Below are 17,859 nucleotides of genomic sequence, written 5' to 3' on the forward strand. Positions count from 1 at the left end.
TTTTTAAAAGCCTATCTTTTCTTTTAACCCAGGAACATACTGACGGGAGACGATCATGTTCTCACCGTTCTCAAGTGTCACTTCTACCCTTCCTCCAAGTCGAGGAGTGAGAGATTTAATTTTGTCGAGGTTCAAGATTGTCGCTTTGGTTGCCCTAAAAAAATTTCCGTCACCGAACAGCTCCTCAATTTGATAAAGCCGCATAGAAACTTCATAAACCATTTGCTTCGTATAAGCGAAATTCTTTTTATCAACAGACTCAAAGTAAAAAATATCGTTCGGCACCAGCAAATGGATTTTCCCATCCAGCGTTCCCAGCACTTTTCTTTCCAGAGACCTTATAGAAGTTAGTACTTGAATGACTTCATCGTTTAACTCTTTACACTTTACGATTATTTCTAGCTCATCTTGCTCATCATTTTCATGAATGGTTAACTTCATCTCTCGTCGGTCCTCCTTCCGTTTTAAGGACTGTTAAGCTTGTGTCACCAGTATATGTCAGCACAATCAGCCCGTAAATGGACTTTCAACCAACCTGCAAAAAGCCATCTCTAAGTTGCATTTTTCAACTCTTAAAAATACAAAAACATCTGCTTGTTCAGCAGATGCTTCACTATCAATAACCGAATGCTTCTTTTACAATATCCAGAAGTACGGTATTTCGATCGGTTTGCACTTTTCCTTCGTTATCCCAATTTACTAAGTAGTATGGAAGGTGCAGAACATCTTGCAGCCGCTCCTCCGTCAAAAAGTCAGATGTAACTTTTAACTTTATATCCTCTGCATCGACTGGCAGAGTTGTTGCTAAAACATAACCCCAGTCCTCTCCATCTTTTGTTGAGAAATTGTGGAACGGAACAGTAAAAAATCCAGCTTCTTGCAAAGTGGTTTCAATGCTCCACATGTATTCGGGCATCCAGCTCGAAGTGGAACAGGCAATTGAAATCGCACCTCCGGGATTTAAGTGGTCTTTTAATAGATTGTAAAACTCTAGAGTAAATAACCTAGATAGACTCGGGCACTTTGAGGTTGGCTCTGGAATATCTACAATGATGACATCCCAAGTTTCTGTACTATTCTCAACAAAGGTTCTTCCATCCGCAATAACGGTTTCTACTTTAGAATGATTCAGTGATCCCTTATTGAACTCTACTAATCGATCTAATTTCTTACCGAAGTCTATCATTACATCATCAATATCAATCGTTGTTATTTTTTCAATACCTTCATAACGCAATGCCTCACGAGTGGTAATTCCGCCTCCGCCGCCAATAATCAAAACTCTTCTGACGTTTTTTGCTGCAGCCATCGGAACGTGAACAATAACATCCGCGTACTCGTCCTCATCACGAGTCGTGCTGAACATCACATCTCCATTGCTGTAGATCCACATTTCACCTTCTACGTCTACCAGTGCAATCTTTTGTGTGGGTGTATTTATTTTGCGGATCACGCGAAAATCTCCCTCTGGTTTTTGATCTTCATTCATGTAGCTTTTAATTGACCCTTTTCCAAAGTAACGCCAATAAATCCAGGCAGCAGCCTCAACGAAAAGAATCGCTGCTGCACCCAAGACTAGCCAATATAGTTCATTCATATAAACACTTCCTTAATTATTAAACAAGCTTAATTTTATTCATATTCACACGTTGGACAAGTGGTGTTTAAAAACAAGGTCAGCGGTAAAAGTTAGGCGCAAAAGTTAGGCTTCTGCATAGACTATTGCGACTTTATTTTTTTGGAGGTACGCATATGAGCTATATGAATCCACAAGATCAGCAATCGACCGGACAGCAGCAAGCACTCCAGCTTTCTTTGAAGCTAATTAGAGAAGCTGTCGCTGGAGAACGAGAAGATCAGTTGTTTTATGAATACTTAATTTCTATTGCACCAACAAATGAAGAAAAATTAATCATCGCCTCGATCCGTGATGATGAAAAAAGGCATAACCGGCTGTTCAGAAAAATTTATAAAGACCTTACCGGGCAAGAGGTGCCACAAGTAGCTGGTGAGGAGTTTCAGCGCCCAAAATCGTATAAAGACGGTCTTGTAAAAGCATTATTTGGTGAATTGGCGGCGGTTGAAAAATACCGTGTTATTCGGCAAGGTCTGCCTAACACGTATTATCGGGACATCTTGTTCAACATCATAACGGATGAAATTAAACACAGTGCAAAATACAATTATTTATTTACGCTTAACAGCCAGCCTGGCTCATCATCCCGCAGTCCAGATACAGAATCACAAGTACAGACTGAAACGCAAATACCAACACAAACTCAGACTCAGACTCAAAGTACAGCTGACCAGTGGGTAATGTATATCGATCCATTAGTGAAAAGAGCTTTGGAAGAATCAAAGGAAGGCATTAATCTCACTCATCTATTCCAAGAATTTATTCTTTCTGGCGTATTGGTCGGGCAAGGTTTTACACCCGAGGAAGCGATTGAACTTGTTGAAAAATGGGAGAAAACCGGCGAATCTCAATTATTAAAAAAGAGCAAGATGATGGGAAACCAACCCAGAATGTAATAGAGGAGGAAAGGTATGGAGCAAGCACCGGAATATACAAAGCCATTCATTGGAGATCAATTTCCGGAGATGACAGTTCATACCACCCTTGGGGAGCTTGTCCTGCCAACAAGCTATCAAGGTCATTGGTTTGTATTATTTAGTCATCCCGGTGATTTTACACCAGTCTGTACAACGGAATTTGTTGCTTTTCAAAAAATGATGCCCGAATTCAATAAACTGAACACGTACTTGATCGGGTTATCGGTTGAACAGGTTTTCGCCCATATAAAATGGATTGAATGGATCAAACAAAACCTTAAAGTAGAGATCACGTTCCCCATTATTGCTGATAGCCTTGGGAAAATAGCTACTAGACTCGGAATGATCCATCCTACCATGGGAACAAGAACGGTTCGAAGCGTTTATATCGTGGATCCTACCGGTAAGATCCGGCTCATCTTAACGTATCCGGATTCTATCGGACGGAACACCCATGAGATCTTAAGGGCAGTTAAAGCCTTGCAGACTGCAGACAGAAATAAAGCAGCGACTCCTGCAAACTGGCCGAAGAACGACCTGATTGGCGACCGGCTCATCGTTCCCCCTGCTAACACCGTTCAAGAAGCGAAAAAACGGACAGAGCAAGCACAAGCTGGAGAAATTCAGTGCTATGATTGGTGGCTATGTACGAAGCCGCTTAATAATATGTAGAGGCAGCCTCTTAAAGGCTGTCTTTTTTGCAGTTTACAATGTAGTATTTGGAAGATTATTTTGATAAGCTACATACTAAACTTATTAGAAGTTTTCTCAAAGGAATCAGGTGTTGAAATGGATATTAAACAATTGCAATATTTTATAGAAGTTGCCAAATACAATAGTTTTACACGTGCTGCTGAGGAACTGTTCATCACTCAGCCAACGATAAGTAAAATGATCAAGAATTTAGAAGATGAACTAGGATTGGTTCTATTTGACCGTTCCAGCAGAAAGAAGCTGGTTTTAACCGATGCTGGCCGAATTATTTTTGAACAAGCCAAACTTGTTAATAAAGCGTTTAACAACTTGGAATCTGAGATGGATAATTTGCTGGGGCTGCAAAAAGGGCATGTTCGTATAGGATTGCCTCCTATTTTTGACTCCCGTCTCTTTCCAAAGCTCGTTGGAAGCTTTCATGAGAAGTATCCAGCGATAACGTTCGAGTTGATGGAGGACGGCTCAAAGAAAATCGAAGAAGAAGTAGCGAATCACCATCTGGATATTGGGGTTGTTGTTCTTCCAACAAACAACGATATTTTTCAGTACTTTTCTTTTATGAAGGAAGATTTGCAGCTGATTATTCATCCAGATCATCCTTTAGCACAAAATGAAGCGGTTAATTTATCTGATCTAAACAGTGAATCATTTATATTGTTTAATAAAGATTTTGTTTTGCATGACAGGATTATCACTTCATGCAACCATGTAGGATTTAATCCTCATGTGATCTCGGAAAGCTCACAATGGTCGTTTATCGAAGAGATGGTCGCCTGCAAACTCGGTGTCTCTCTATTGCCTGAAAGTATTTGCCGACACCTTACGACAAAAGTGAAAACAATTCAGTTAGTGAATCCATCAATCGGGTGGGAACTCGCACTTATTTGGAGAAAAGATCAATATCTATCTTTTGCAGCAAAGGAATGGCTGCGCTTTGCAAAAGAACAGCTTTAATAAATATCCAAGATGATTCCACTGAGAATCATCTTTTTTAATGCAGTCATGGCATGATTGTAAGCATTTACATAGATAAAAGTTATGTTATAGATGAAAAATAACCATTTTACTCCATGTTAATTCCGGCGTACACTTGCCTTGTAAATGGAATTTCCATACGGGAAGGACTGATTCATATGAATAAAAAGAAAGCGCGAGAAAGCCGCATTATTAATACAGACCAGGTTATGTCTCTGGATTTAAATAATTATAATACGTTGTTCGGTGGGGTATTGATGAGAAAGCTGGATAACAATGCCACCTTATCTGCACGCAGACACGCTCGAGTAAAAGAATGTGTAACAGCTTCAACCGATTCAATCGACTTTTTACATCCCATCCACCAAACCGACTCTGTCTGTATAGAATCGTTTGTTTCATATACTGGGAAAAGCTCTATGGAGATCTTTTGCAAAGTGATTGCTGAAGACATGATAACAGGCGATCGAAGAATAGCAGCAACAGCCTTCTTAACGTTCGTCGCTTTAGGAGAAGACAAAAAACCCGCTGATGTTCCGCAAGTGATCCCTGAGACAGAAGAAGAGAAATTCTTATATGAAACAGCTAAAGAAAGAGCAGAAGTACGAAAGCTAAGACGTTTGAAAAGTAAAGAACTAGCAGCTGTCATCTCTCTGGAGAAACCTTGGGATATAAAAGAGAAAGAGGAGGTATTCGCATGATCACACTATGCAGTCAAAACGAACTAAAATCGGCGCAAGCTGCACTCAATAAATTAGAGCTATCCCATCCTGAACTTTTTGAAAAGCTAATCGATGTTATTAACCTTACTCGTGCTATTCAGCTGAAATATCAATACATGGGTTGTCTAATCATGAATGAGGATCCAGGAAACGCCAAACCTCAATTTGTTATTGGTTCTGTTATTCGTTTGTATAAAAAAGAAATGCAAAAATTAACTAGCGACAAGGATATTGAGGAGTTAAGAAAAGTATTCTTAGAATATAAACACACTGGTTACTCCCGACTTAGTCAGCTTGCTCTAGGAAAAGCACCTGAATCATTAGCAGGCAGTTCAGCAATTATTCAATAAACGTAAGAAAACCTGAGTACAAAATTATCGCACTCAGGTTTTTTTTATACCGTTTTAATCTTGGTTATAAAATAATAGTATTTGTACACAACAACTAGCAGCAGCACTACTCTCACTATCGTACTATCGGCCATTATAAAAGCCACACCTATCATGGCATCGGCAAACAGATTAATCGTGATTTTCTTCTTTCTCGTCATCGATTTTTCTTTTATGAATTCTTCTAAATGATTTTTGTATATCGATGTTCCCTTGAACCATCGTTCAAACTTTTTAGACCCTTTAACAAAAAAGTACGATGCTAGAAGAAGTAAAGGTGTTGTTGGGATAAGCGGCAAAATGATACCTACGATTCCTAATCCAAGAAATAAGAATCCCAGAGACACGTAAAGCATATTCTTGATTTTCACTGAGATTCTCACTCCTTTCATCTCTAACTATCTTACCTTCTTTATCCGTGAATGGCTATTGATTCACGTTTTTATATAACATGCGCCGTTCTTTTCTTAGCGGGGCATTTTCATAAAACGATATTTCCTCTTCAGTTTCTGGAATAACACTAGGTACAGGAGCCGGTTTCCCATCCTTATCAATCGCTACCATCGTAAGAATAGATGTCGTGTTTAAGGTTCTGTTTCCCGTCTCTAAGTTTTGGGACTCGACTTTCACGTATACTTCCATCGAGGTCCTGCCCGTTGAAATAACAACACCTTCAAGGATTAAAATATCCCCAACTTTTGCAGAAGATAAAAAATTAACATTATCAATAGAAGCTGTAACGACAACTTTTCCGCTATGTTTCATTGCAGAGATCGCGGCGATTTCATCGATATACGATAACACCGTTCCTCCGAAGATCGTTCCCATATGATTGGTATCCGGAGGCAAAACAAGTTTCGTTTGAATCGTTCTTGAGACATTCGATGATAATTGCTGTACCATACCATTCCTCTTTCCCCGAGCTTTCATGCTCTTGTTTTAGTGGCGGGAATTGGAACGACAAAATAAATACCCATCACAAAGGATGGGCAGGCTTGAATACTCAATAGAAACCATCTATTAAAATACCCTCGTCCTATCTTCCCAACTCCCGAAGAAGATCAACACTATAAACATGGCAGGTCTCCTGACTTGTGCTTTACTCTACTCTAAGCCCTTCCCGTCCTTAGACAGTGGTTTTGCTTATTTCGTCATCACTTACAGTTGCGGGTACAGCTCTGGATTTTCACCAGATTCCCTATTAAGTCTGTAACAGACACCATGATTACCGGATGAATCTATGAAATTATGAACTTCTTGCTTTATTATAAGATGCTGTTAGATCGATGACAACTACAGGGAATGTATTCGAAATAATTATATACATTAATCCCTTTTTTTGAACTCGGTACTTTTCAACAAAAAAAGAGCAATCTACCAAAAAACTCAAGCATGTTTCAGCTTAAGTTTTTTTGCATTTTATTAAATCTCTTTATTTCATTACAAACGCTACCAGGCGCCATGCACCATCACCTAATTCGCTAGAAATTTCAAGATCAATTTGCTTTCCAGTACTTCCTCCATCCAGTTCAAACCTGAGCCATTTAAATTGACCAGGATCCAAAGCATAGCCAGCCTCGGCTAATAGTTTGTTGTCTGATCGTATGATGGTGTTTGCAGATCCATAAACGGAATCACCAGTCAGGAAGTAGATTTTGTGGATTCCAGCAGGTACGTTAACTCTAAAAATAGTAAGCTCTTCTCGTGATGCGATTAAATCACGTTGTAATGCATCAGCATTACCTCTATCCCGAGCAAATGGTGCCGTACCAACCCATCCGTACCCGATTGATGCATCCCATGTATCTTCAGGAACCAATCTCTCGTATGTTGGAAAAATTGGCGTCGAACTACTTCCGCCGTCTAATGCAAGCTGAACATTTTCACCTGATAACGCTGATACCACTTGAATGTCTCTCGGCGGACCATATACGGCCGTTTCTCCAGCATCTACTTCTACGCGAAGCCTTTCTGCTGCAGGCATTTCTGCCGGAGATGTTACCATTACTTCAAATACAGCCTCGTCAGATGGTCCAAGTACTCTTGTGACGCTCTCGCTCTTCCATCCTGTTGGAACGGGAATTTTAACGGTCACTTCTACTTCCTTTACTGTACCATTACTTAATGTTACTTTAACAGGGCTTGGCTGACCTGCCATCATGGTGTCAGCTGCCATACGAGTAATGTCTACACCACCATTTCTGACTGCTCCTGCTTTTCCATTTTTCACTGTAAAAGAAGCAAGCGTTACTGCAACAGCGTCTGGATTACTTGGAGAAGACACAACTCGATAATCCGATTCCCATGATTTATGTGTGACATGGCACTTCACATACCCCCGATAATCTCCATCAAAGAATTTTACATGCTGATTAACGGAAAGTGCTGCTTCTATTTGATTTTTCCATCCACATCCTGAACTTATTGACGTTCCGACAAATTCTGTTGCCAAGGTTTTAGAGCTTGAGTCGTTAAAATCTTCCTTCAGATCGTTTACCCAGCTTGAGTGCCAGTCACCGCTCAGAACGACCGGATTAGAAGGCTCATATTTTTTAATAAAAGAAAATAGACGGTCTCGATCTGCGGAATAGCCATCCCATTGGTCGTGATTAACGCTAATTCCTTCACCTGGGTCATAATCGTACTGTGCCATCATGGTCTGCTGAGCGATTACGTTCCATCTAGAACGTGAATCCCGAAGATTTTTCAAGAGCCACTCTGCTTGTTCAGATCCAACAAGCGTTCGGTTAGGATTCGACGCTTCAGGATCAAGAGGTCCGCCAGGAAAGCCACTTCCTACTTGATTATCTCTGTATTGTCTAGTATCTAAAATACTAAATTCTATTAAGCTGCCAAACGTAAATTTACGGTAAAGAAGCATGTCTGGACCGTTCGGCTTAGATCTTCGCCTTAGCGGCATATGTTCATAATATGCTTGAAAAGCTGCTGCGCGAACAGCAAGGAAGCGTTCACGCTCACCTTCCGGATAATTTGGGTCAGAAATATCATCAGACCAATCATTGTCTACTTCGTGGTCATCAAATGTAACGATAAATGGGAACTTTGCATGTGCAGCCTGTAAATCCTGAGAAGTTTTATATTGTGCATGGAGCAGGCGATAATCGGTAAGTGTTTCTGTATCTCCTTTTTCATATATGTAATCTCCTAAATGGAAGACAAAATCAAGGTCTTCTTCGACCATATTATGATAAGCAGCAAAACGGCCACCCGCCCATGCCTGACACGATGCAATGCCAAACGTTATACTCTTAATATCTGCATCACGCGCAGGTGCTGTTTTTGTTCTTCCCACTGGACTGATTTCGCTGCCTGCCTTGAACCGATAATAGTACTCTTTTCCTGGTTTTAACCCATACACTTCTGCATGAACGGAATGTCCAAGCTCAGGCGCTGCAATCTCCTTTCCAGAAAGAACAATTTTATTGAACGCTTCATCGAAGGATATTTCCCACTGAACCGAAACATACTTGTTTTCCATTCCGCCTTTCCCATCCTCTGCAAGAGGATTAGGAGCGAGCCTTGTCCAGAGCACTACGCTGTCAGGAAGAGGATCACCAGAAGCAACACCTAAGGTAAATGGATTACCAGTAAAAACTGGAACAGCTTCAATCTCTTCAGTTTTATTAATTGCAGGAATAGATAGTCCGATTGCAGTTGCCGCAGCAGATTTACCTGTTGTCTTAAGGAAGTTCCTGCGATTCATTTTTTCAAGATTAAACTCTTTTAACCATTTCTCAAAACCCAACATAACCCACTCCTTTAATACTTTTCTTGTATAACAATTAGATTCTATTAAATGAAAATAAACTCTCCGTTACAGAAGAATAAAGAATTGTAAAAACCGCTAAAACAGCAAAAAAGCCCTTGAACTAGTGAACGAGTCAAGAACTTTTTTACAGACTATATTATTCTAATTTGGATTTAGTTATACTTAAATTCTGCTTTCTCTCAACCTCGTATCTAAGGTGAAGAAAACTTTCTTTAGCCTTTCAGTAGGTATTTTAGTATATTGGTCGCCTATGTTAACTTCAAAATAACATTCAGATTCACTAACTTCTCTTAACGACCCCGTTAAACCGATACCTGTTTCGCTATACAGTTCTAAGAGGATAGGTTCAAGCTTATTTTTTGGTAGTGCAATATGAACATGAAACATATTTGAAACTGGTTCTAACGGAACGGTCTTAACACAATAGCACTGATTATATAACGCTGCGAGCACTATCGCTTCTTCATAGTACTTTCCCATTTCATTTACTCTCTCATCAAAGTAATAATCTGCACTGATCACATATGGATAAAGAGAGATCAGATCGCCTCCATGGCGTCTTTTCCATACCTTGGATTCTTCCGTAAAATCTTTAGGACCCGCAAGAATAGCTCCTGCTATACCTCCGATTCCTTTATAGAAAGAAACATAAACACTATCAAAAAGAGAACAAACTTCTGCTGCAGACTTTTGGTAGAAAGGTAGAATTTCAAACAATCTTGCTCCATCCAAATGAAGTTTGATCCCTTTAACACGGCAATAGTCAGAGATGGCCACAAGTTCCTCATATTCCGGAAGCTGACCGCCAATTTCACGCTGAGGCAGTTCCAGCAGCAAACAGGAGATCTCCTCTTTCATGTTTACAACATCCTCAAGAGTTATTACTCTTTCCTTTTCTGCTAGAAGAACAGGCTCTATTCCGTGCAATTTTTTCAAACCATCTTCTTCATGAATCTCCAGATGGGATAGGGGATGATAAGCTACCTTTTTTAAACTCTTTTGATCACACCAGATTCTTAATGCGATCTGCTGCGCCATTGTACCGCTCGGGAAAAAGACAGATGATTCTTTCCCTAAAAATTTCGCTATTTTTTCCTGAAAGACTTCAATGACCTTGCCACTTCCGTAAACATCACTTTCAAGGTGTTCATCTACTGCATCCATAGCCTTTTTCAAAACTGAAGCATTACGTTTACCATGGCCGGGAATTTGATATTCAGATTCCTTGAAAGCCTCTAATATTGGGTTATCATGGCTCATCCAACCTACTCCTTTCCACATACCAATTGATAGATCAAAAACTTTTCATATGGATTTTTCTCGTATAAAGCAGGCAATACGATTTCTTCTTTCAACTCAAATGCTGTTTGATTTTCAAGAAAATAGATATATTCCTCTGGAGCATAAAATAGAATCAATTCGATTTCTCTTGGTTTTTTCTCTACAGAACGTAAGATATTGTTGGTTGTTCTCATGAAGATTTGAAGAGAGAATGGATTAAAAAAATAAAATCGATTATCTCTAGTATCGATTTTGTATTCTTCTGCTAAGCAGCGTTGAAAATGAATGCTTTCCATTCCTTCTCTATATTTCTTTATATAATTCTTTTTGTTCTCGAGTGCCTCTTCATAAAAGGTTTCATCCATTTCAATACCTATAGCGGATGCTCCAAACATATGGTGGACGAAAAAGTTCAACCTTCCTTTTCCGCAGCCAAAATCTACTACGCGCTCACTGCTCTTTAATACATAGTGTTCAAACAGTGTTTCCAGAGCTTCATAAGGAGTAGGTTCGTAACGGTTATAATGCATTGATGGATGGAATCCCTTTTGACTACCGTGTGTACGAATGTTGAGTAGCTGATCATAATACTGTTCTTTCATGATGGAAGACTCCTATTGATAATACGTTTAATCCTATAATAACAAAATCTTTTCACACTAACTAAAGGCATTTATTTGTGTTCCTCTGCATATACTCTAGGGCTTTTCCTATAATTCCTTTTGCTTGTTACTCTTAAAGTATTTCTTAAGGCTTATGAAAAAACTAGCTGCAATCATCACAAATCCATTCACAAATGTTACAAATCCAAAGAAGAACCCGCCGTATCCCGCACCTTCTCCAATATCAGCGACCAATTGGAGCAATAGGGCACCTGTAATAAAAGCCATTATAGGAGCCAATATCATTAAGATGAGACCTGAATAAAACAATTTTATTCTCTCGCTTTGATTGGCTTTTACAGCTGCATAATTAAGCAGCAGAATAACGATGAAATATGACCAAAGAATTACACTGTCCATCCTTCACCCTCCTATCTCTCAGTCTAGTTTAGAATAGTTTAACCATAATGGAAACATATGTAACCTAAATAAGGTTTATTAAAACGACTGATAAAGATGAATTGACATTGCTGAACTTTGTACTACACTTGTAGAAAGTTTAAAGATTGTCTCCTGACACCAGGATCCTAACAAAAAAAAGAATTGGAGGGCACATCATGTTATTTCTCATTTTATTGATCGGTGTACTGCTAGTTGTAATTGCTACCACGAAATTTAAGCTTCATCCATTCCTATCTTTGATTCTAGGAACCTTCTTTGTGGGAATCGCTTCAGGCATGCCTTTAATGAAGATTGTTGAAAACGTTAACACTGGATTTGGCGGCCTTATGGGGGGAATCGGCCTCGTGATCGTTTTTGGAACGATCATCGGTACCATTCTTGAGAAATCCGGTGCCGCTCTTCGTATGGCAGAGGTGGTTCTTCGAGTTGTCGGACCGAAACGCCCTCAGCTCGCTATGAGTATGATCGGCTATATCGTTTCTATTCCTGTTTTCTGTGATTCAGGCTTCGTCATTTTGTCTTCTTTAAGAAAAGCCCTCGCAAAACGGGCAAAAGTAGCTGTTGCTTCGATGTCTGTCGCACTTGCTACAGGTTTATATGCCACACACACGCTCGTACCTCCAACCCCTGGTCCCATTGCAGCTGCTGGTAATATCGGCGCAAATGGATTCTTAGGAACGATTATTATAATCGGGCTGATCGTTGCCATTCCCGCTACCATCGCTGGGTATTTATGGGCTGTAAAAGTCGCAGATAAAATTGAGGTTCAAGATGACGGTGAAGAATTGAATTATGATGAAATCGTCTCTTCATTTGGAAAAATGCCTTCAACGTTTTTATCCTTTTTACCGATCGTGCTTCCGATTGTTTTAATTGGCATCGGATCTATTGTGACGTATCAAGGTGCAAAAGGAGATATTGCAAACTTCTTTCTTTTCTTAGGGAGTCCGCTTGTGGCTTTACTGGCAGGTGTGATTGCAGCCTTCTTCTTGCTTCCGAAATACAACGAAGAAACGATGACAAAATGGGTTGGAGAAGCGTTGTTAGATGCCGCTCCTATCCTGTTAATCACTGGAGCTGGCGGAGCATTTGGAGGAGTTATTAAAAATACAGGCATTGCAGACATCATTCAAAGCTGGTCCTTAGGTGATATTTTCAGCGGAGCATTATTCCTGCTTATTCCGTTCTTGATTGCAGCTGCGCTAAAAACTGCCCAAGGATCTTCGACTGCGGCACTCGTTATTACTTCTTCACTCATCGCGCCGATGCTCCCTGGCCTCGGTATTGAAGGGGCTGTTCCACTCGCGCTGGTCGTTATGGCAATTGGAGCAGGAGCAATGACAGTGAGCCATGTGAATGACAGCTTCTACTGGGTAGTGACAGAGTTCACAGGAATGAAAGTAACAGATGCCTATAAAGCACAAACGATGGCTACATTACTTCAAGGGATTGTAACGATTGTCTTCACGATGATCTTGTGGGTGATTTTGGTTTAACATTGATGTTCTTGGAAGGGGTTGATTTCCGCTCCAGATACTCGCTTTCCGCGGGGCGGGCGGTGAGCCTCCTGGCGCTTTGCGCCTTTAGGAGTCTCACCTGTCCCACTCGTCCCGCAGGAGTCTCGCATCTTCCGCTCCAATCAACTAGACAATGATGATAATGAAAATAATCTAAGCAGTAATCCTTCAGAAAAAGAGTTAAAGAAAAAGACAGAGTCGCAGCTGCGCTCTGTCTTTTTTAATCTTCTTTTGCCCCGTCTTCTGCAATGGCTCTTAAGTCTGTGTAAAAAAAGTCATCGTTGCATAAAGGAGAATGTTCTTTTTTATCATCATACTTATTGATGATTTCTTTCAATTCTCCTGTATCGCCTTTAGCATTAATAATCTCAACAAGCTGGTTCAATCCATCAGAAGTTTCTTGATTTATTTTTTCTTCTTTTTCTCTCATCGTTATCCCTCCTATGATTTTTTATGTTCCCCTAAAAGGAAAAAATTACACGGGATAAAGAATAGCCCCTGCTGCAACAGGGACTTGATTTAATCCTTTTTAACCGGCAGTCCTTCTTTTTCCCAAGCGGAAAAACCGCCCTCTAAGTTAAGAACTTCTTTGAATCCTTTTGCTTGCAGCAAGCTTGTTCCGATTGCAGAACGTGCTCCTGCCTGACAATGTGTGATGATTTTTTTATCCTTTGGTATTTCATCGAGTTGACCTTCCAGGTTCCCAAGCATGTGATGATGAGCACCAGGAATATGGCCGTTATCCCACTCATTTTGATTACGTACATCGATTAAATAGAAATCTTCTTTATCTAATAATTGTTTTGCTTTTTCAGCGGGAATGGATTCATATCCTTCTTCGAATTCTCTGCCTATATCTTCAGGCAACACATACCCCGTAACCTGATCGAGACCGATTGATTGAAGAGATTTTTTTACATGTAACAAGTCATCCTCTTCTTTAACAATTAAAACAATATCAGTTTCATAATTCAGCAGCCATCCTGCCCAATTCGTGAAGGAGCCGTTAAACGGCAAATTCAGAGAACCTTTTACATGCCCTTTCTCAAACTCAGCGGCAGGGCGTGTATCTACTAAAATTTCACCATTGTTTAATGGCAGAGAGACTTTTGGTGTTTTTTCTTTATTTAATAATTCAGGGCCGACTTTATTCAATTTCTTCATTTGAGCAAAATATTTAGGCGGCTCTGGCTGTCCTGCCAGCAGCTCATCCAGAAATTGTTTTTCTTCTTTAATCTGAAAAGCCCAGTTAAACTTCTTTTCATAACCTAATGTAGAAACAGGTACTGCTCCTAAGGATTTTCCGCAAGAGCTCCCAGCACCATGAGCTGGCCATACTTGTAGAAACTCAGGAAGTTTTCCAACCTTTTGGAGAGACTGAAATAATTGCTTTCCGCCTGTTTCTGATGTCCCGGCAACACCAGCTGCTTTTTCCAGCAAGTCAGGGCGTCCTACATCACCGACAAAAAGAAAATCTCCTGTAAATATTCCCATCGGCTCATTCGCTCCACCCCCTTTATCTGTCAAAATAAAGGAAATGCTCTCTGGTGTATGGCCTGGTGTGTGAATCACATCAAAATGAACGTTACCGATTGAAAATGATGACCCTTCTTTCAATAATTCATGATCATACTCTGAGAGGTACTGATATTTCCAATCTTGATCACCCTCATCTGACATATATAATTTAGTGTTATAAAGGTGTGCCAGTTCTCTTGCACCTGAAAGGTAATCCGCATGAATATGTGTTTCTGCTGCTGCATGAAGCTTGAAGCCTTCTTTTTTAGCAACCTCAAGATACGGCTCAACATTTCTAGCCGGATCAATCACAATCGCTTCCCCTGTCTTCTGGCAGCCGATTAAATAAGACATATGTGCAAGCTGTTCATCAAAGAAAGATTTAAAATACATGCTGAATATCCCCTCTCAAAATTATAGCGATGATTACTTTGATAGCTGTCTCAAAAATACCTGCATAGGTATTGTACCCATTGATGTAGAGAATATAACTTTAGAGCAAAAACAAAAAACAGAGAGATGGTAAGCTCTCTGTCTTACACTATTCAGCATTTACATAATTAAAATCTCCATTGACTCTCACACTTTTTGGAACCTTCAACAGAATGAACTCATTTCCGTGAACAGAAAAATAACTGCGTGAGAACATACTTTGCCTTCCCGTAAATTGATCAAATGCAAATCCCTCGCTAAATCTGGTGAAATTAACATCAACAAGTTCTGGAGCCTTTATTCTAAGAATGGACTCATTAACGTTAATGTGCGGAGAACCTTTTCTCTCCGTAAAATCTACTCCATCAATAATAATTTTCCCCATGTAATGTGCAGCTTCAATCACGCCATCATCTTTAGGCTTACTGATGACAAATACGTTAGCATAATAATCTTGTTCATCTTTATTGGAAATTTTTAAATCTTTACCGTTAAAAGGAAAGTTCCAAGACTCTTTTTTAGTGAAAACGCCATTTAGATTTGGGAGTTTGCCATTGATTGCAGAATTAATTATCTTGCTTTGAGCTTCATCATGTTGACTCGTTTTTTCTTTACTAATTACTTTGCTTTCTGTTTTTTCAGCCGGAAAAACGGTATAAGAAAGTACTGCGGCAACTAGAGTTAATATAAAATAAACTCCAACTACCCATTTCATTTTTTTAGGAGTGCGATGTCGCTTTTTATTAGATTTAAAAGCATACGTTCCTATTCCCGCAACCAGCAGGATAACGATGAGGATCGGCAAAAGTGAAATTAAAACCATTATGGCCGCACCTCCATCCGATTAGAAAATGATATCGCTAATATATAGAACAGCGCTGATGCCATTATTATTTTTAGTATGAACAAAAACAGAAAGTTCTCAGATCCAAAGAAAGAGATGATAGATGGAAACACTGTCGGATCATTATTCATCCCATCAACAAACAATGCTCCCACAAACAATACTGGTAATAAAAAGCTGAATAATCGATTAAGCTGGATTAGTATTCCGACAAAATAGCCGATACTTGCACAAAGAAAGATGTAAAGTATTGAAGCGGTTATTCCTTTTAGAGTGCCTAATAACGTTAATTCACTGACCATAATTGAATCGGTGTTTTTAAGAAGTATGGTGATTAGACGAAATAGATGACCTGTAAAAAACACCATAATTCCAGCAAGAATACTGGCTGAAAAAAGAAATAAAATATTTGAGTAATGGCTGATGAGGCGGTTCGTTACGAAAGAATAGTCATCATAACGATAAGCTTTTGTTGTTATAATGATGGCAGTAATAAAAGCCCAGATCATCACTAAAACTTGAATGATATCGCCAGTATAATAATTTACATCGTATGAAAAAGTACCTGATGAACCCCCGCTCATTCCAGTTCCATTCAGCGAGAATAATATGGCAAGTAACTGAATAGCTACTAAAGAAGAAAATACTCCAAAATAAGACTTTAATTTATAACGGTATTGTTTCTTTGTAATTTCCCAAGTAGTTACATCAGTTAAAGACATGATCAATCCCCTCCTTTGTTTTACTCGTCAAATACGTACAGACATCTTCTGCAGAAACAGACGAAACCTCCAATCCTATATCTCTTGCGATCTCAAGATCACGCAGCGAGCAATCATTCTTAATAACCACATATGAACCATCCACACCGATACTCTGTGTAAAGATAGTCTCCTTGTTTGAAGTCCATTCACTAACTGCAGTAGCTTTTCCGCTGATTCCAATCGAATATTCCTTAAGGATCTCAATAGGCATATGAAGCAGCTTTTCTCCATTTTTGATCAAGAGGATTTCTTCTAAAATATCTTCAACTTCACTCAGAAGATGGCTTGATAGAATAATAGTCCTCGGATGGGCAATGTAATCCTTTAACAATGCTCTGTAAAAGTCTTTTCTCGTTCCAGCATCCATACCGCTTGTCGGCTCATCAAATATGGTAAGCGGACAACGCGCAGCCAGACCGATTATCATATTAAACGTACTTTTCATCCCCTTTGAAAGGTTCACATGGCTTTGCAATGGGTTGAACGAAAAGTAGTCAAATAAACGCTTAGCAAGTCTTTGATCCCAGTTCGGATAAAATTCCCCTGATGTTTCAAGCAGTTCTTCCAGAGTTAGTGAGGGGGAAAAACTCATACCATTATCGATAAATATGGAGTTAGCCGATACCTTAAGATTATTAAAAGGATTTTCTGAAAATACTTGGATGTCACCAGATGTATGATGAAGATAACCAGCAATCATTTTTAATAGCGTGGTCTTGCCCGCTCCGTTTCTTCCAATCAGGCCCGTTATTTTATTTTCGGTTAACTCAAATGATAAATTATTGATTGCTTTCGCCTTGCCATACCGCTTTGTAAGTTCTTTGCATTCTACTACCTTCATTTCAGATCTCCTTTCATCTGTTGATGCAAGCTTCGAATCATTTCCAAAAGTTCTTCTTCTTCGACATTTAATTGGATAGCTTCTTTCGCTAATTCTTTGACCATCGACCTCAGCTTCGTATTCTTTCTTTTTCTTAGGATAATTTCTCTTGCTTCCGTTGCAACAAACATTCCTAATCCCCGCTTTTTATAAAGGACATTTTCATCAGCTAGTATGTTAATTCCCTTTGCAGCCGTCGCTGGATTGATGTTAAACATCTCTGCTAATTGGTATTGAGAATAAACTTTTTCATCACATTTAATATTTTCATTAAGAATTTCTGTTTCCAGCCATTCTGAGACTTGAACATAAATCGGTTTCATACTGTCAGAATTTAAAATCAAGCGTACATCACCTCCGACACACCACATTAGTACATTACTCTTGTAATGTACTATATATTACCATATTATGCA

20 protein-coding genes and 1 riboswitch are annotated in these 17,859 nt (G+C 39.4%); of the genes, 6 read left to right on the top strand and 14 right to left on the bottom strand.

Translation table 11 applies throughout. The features are described 5' to 3' along the window. Positions 1-3: 3 nt before the first annotated feature. Positions 4-441: a LytTR family DNA-binding domain-containing protein gene (locus EV282_RS17570; protein WP_130297189.1), complete on the bottom strand. Its 438-nt coding sequence runs from the start codon at positions 439-441 to the stop codon at positions 4-6. Positions 442-616: 175 nt separating this feature from the next. Continuing rightward, positions 617-1,597, bottom strand: a complete 981-nt coding sequence (locus EV282_RS17575) for a spermidine synthase (protein WP_130297190.1) — start codon at positions 1,595-1,597, stop codon at positions 617-619. A 155-nt stretch (positions 1,598-1,752) separates the two neighbouring features. Between EV282_RS17575 and EV282_RS20540 the strand changes: the two genes are divergently transcribed. From EV282_RS20540 to EV282_RS17600, 5 genes are all read left to right on the top strand, one after another. After that, positions 1,753-2,532, top strand: a complete 780-nt coding sequence (locus EV282_RS20540) for a ferritin-like domain-containing protein (protein WP_242611940.1) — start codon at positions 1,753-1,755, stop codon at positions 2,530-2,532. 15 nt (positions 2,533-2,547) lie between these two features. Further along, the gene (locus tag EV282_RS17585) at positions 2,548-3,225 is read left to right on the top strand and encodes a peroxiredoxin (RefSeq protein ID WP_130297191.1); all 678 of its coding nucleotides are present in this window, start codon (positions 2,548-2,550) and stop codon (positions 3,223-3,225) included. A 117-nt stretch (positions 3,226-3,342) separates the two neighbouring features. After that, the gene (cidR, locus tag EV282_RS17590; RefSeq protein WP_130297281.1) at positions 3,343-4,221 is read left to right on the top strand and encodes a cidABC operon transcriptional activator CidR; all 879 of its coding nucleotides are present in this window, start codon (positions 3,343-3,345) and stop codon (positions 4,219-4,221) included. Between the two features lie 179 nt (positions 4,222-4,400). Beyond that, entirely contained in the window at positions 4,401-4,943 is a 543-nt protein-coding gene (locus EV282_RS17595) for an acyl-CoA thioesterase (protein ID WP_130297192.1), read from the top strand. After that, complete coding sequence (locus EV282_RS17600; RefSeq protein ID WP_130297193.1) at positions 4,940-5,314, top strand: hypothetical protein; 375 nt, start codon at positions 4,940-4,942, stop codon at positions 5,312-5,314. Before EV282_RS17595 ends, EV282_RS17600 begins: the two co-directional genes overlap by 4 nt. Before the next feature lie 44 nt (positions 5,315-5,358). Here the strand turns inward: EV282_RS17600 and EV282_RS17605 are convergent, their stop codons facing one another. The 6 genes from EV282_RS17605 to EV282_RS17630 form a co-directional block, all read right to left on the bottom strand. Next, positions 5,359-5,724 carry a YbaN family protein gene (locus EV282_RS17605; RefSeq protein ID WP_242611941.1) on the bottom strand — a complete coding sequence of 122 codons (366 nt, stop codon included), beginning with the start codon at positions 5,722-5,724 and terminating at the stop codon, positions 5,359-5,361. 55 nt (positions 5,725-5,779) lie between these two features. Continuing rightward, positions 5,780-6,256, bottom strand: coding sequence for an acyl-CoA thioesterase (locus EV282_RS17610; RefSeq protein WP_130297195.1), 477 nt, complete (start codon positions 6,254-6,256; stop codon positions 5,780-5,782). 157 nt (positions 6,257-6,413) lie between these two features. After that, a riboswitch (cobalamin riboswitch) is annotated at positions 6,414-6,592 on the bottom strand. A 193-nt stretch (positions 6,593-6,785) separates the two neighbouring features. Next, positions 6,786-9,119, bottom strand: a complete 2,334-nt coding sequence (locus tag EV282_RS17615; protein ID WP_207224346.1) for an alkaline phosphatase D family protein — start codon at positions 9,117-9,119, stop codon at positions 6,786-6,788. A gap of 186 nt (positions 9,120-9,305) precedes the next feature. Then, positions 9,306-10,403: a threonine aldolase family protein gene (locus EV282_RS17620; RefSeq protein WP_130297197.1), complete on the bottom strand. Its 1,098-nt coding sequence runs from the start codon at positions 10,401-10,403 to the stop codon at positions 9,306-9,308. A gap of 5 nt (positions 10,404-10,408) precedes the next feature. Further along, the gene (locus EV282_RS17625; protein ID WP_130297198.1) at positions 10,409-11,026 is read right to left on the bottom strand and encodes an SAM-dependent methyltransferase; all 618 of its coding nucleotides are present in this window, start codon (positions 11,024-11,026) and stop codon (positions 10,409-10,411) included. A gap of 108 nt (positions 11,027-11,134) precedes the next feature. Continuing rightward, a complete protein-coding gene (locus EV282_RS17630) occupies positions 11,135-11,446 on the bottom strand; it encodes an inner-membrane translocator (protein WP_130297199.1) in 312 nt (103 codons plus the stop codon). A gap of 197 nt (positions 11,447-11,643) precedes the next feature. Here EV282_RS17630 and EV282_RS17635 point away from each other — a divergent pair, with 197 nt between their 5' ends. Then, positions 11,644-12,984, top strand: a complete 1,341-nt coding sequence (locus EV282_RS17635) for a GntP family permease (protein ID WP_130297200.1) — start codon at positions 11,644-11,646, stop codon at positions 12,982-12,984. Positions 12,985-13,225: 241 nt separating this feature from the next. Here EV282_RS17635 and EV282_RS17640 read toward each other — a convergent pair whose 3' ends face one another. The 6 genes from EV282_RS17640 to EV282_RS17665 all read right to left on the bottom strand — a co-directional run bounded on the left by EV282_RS17640 (position 13,226) and on the right by EV282_RS17665 (position 17,787). Continuing rightward, on the bottom strand, positions 13,226-13,435 hold the full coding sequence (locus EV282_RS17640) for a hypothetical protein (RefSeq protein WP_130297201.1): 210 nt from the start codon (positions 13,433-13,435) through the stop codon (positions 13,226-13,228). Between the two features lie 89 nt (positions 13,436-13,524). Then, positions 13,525-14,916 (bottom strand): MBL fold metallo-hydrolase, encoded by a 1,392-nt coding sequence (locus EV282_RS17645; protein ID WP_130297202.1) that lies wholly within the window; start codon positions 14,914-14,916, stop codon positions 13,525-13,527. Between the two features lie 148 nt (positions 14,917-15,064). Next, a complete protein-coding gene (locus tag EV282_RS17650) occupies positions 15,065-15,778 on the bottom strand; it encodes a hypothetical protein (RefSeq protein ID WP_130297203.1) in 714 nt (237 codons plus the stop codon). Continuing rightward, on the bottom strand, positions 15,778-16,521 hold the full coding sequence (locus EV282_RS17655; RefSeq protein ID WP_130297204.1) for a hypothetical protein: 744 nt from the start codon (positions 16,519-16,521) through the stop codon (positions 15,778-15,780). Before EV282_RS17655 ends, EV282_RS17650 begins: the two co-directional genes overlap by 1 nt. After that, positions 16,508-17,404, bottom strand: a complete 897-nt coding sequence (locus EV282_RS17660; protein ID WP_130297205.1) for an ABC transporter ATP-binding protein — start codon at positions 17,402-17,404, stop codon at positions 16,508-16,510. Before EV282_RS17660 ends, EV282_RS17655 begins: the two co-directional genes overlap by 14 nt. Continuing rightward, positions 17,401-17,787: a GntR family transcriptional regulator gene (locus tag EV282_RS17665; RefSeq protein ID WP_207224347.1), complete on the bottom strand. Its 387-nt coding sequence runs from the start codon at positions 17,785-17,787 to the stop codon at positions 17,401-17,403. The genes EV282_RS17660 and EV282_RS17665 overlap by 4 nt, the downstream gene beginning before the upstream one ends. Positions 17,788-17,859: the final 72 nt, after the last annotated feature.

Origin of the sequence: Fictibacillus sp. BK138 (genome assembly GCF_004216955.1) — a bacterium.
Classification (GTDB): Bacteria; Bacillota; Bacilli; order Bacillales; family Fictibacillaceae; genus Fictibacillus.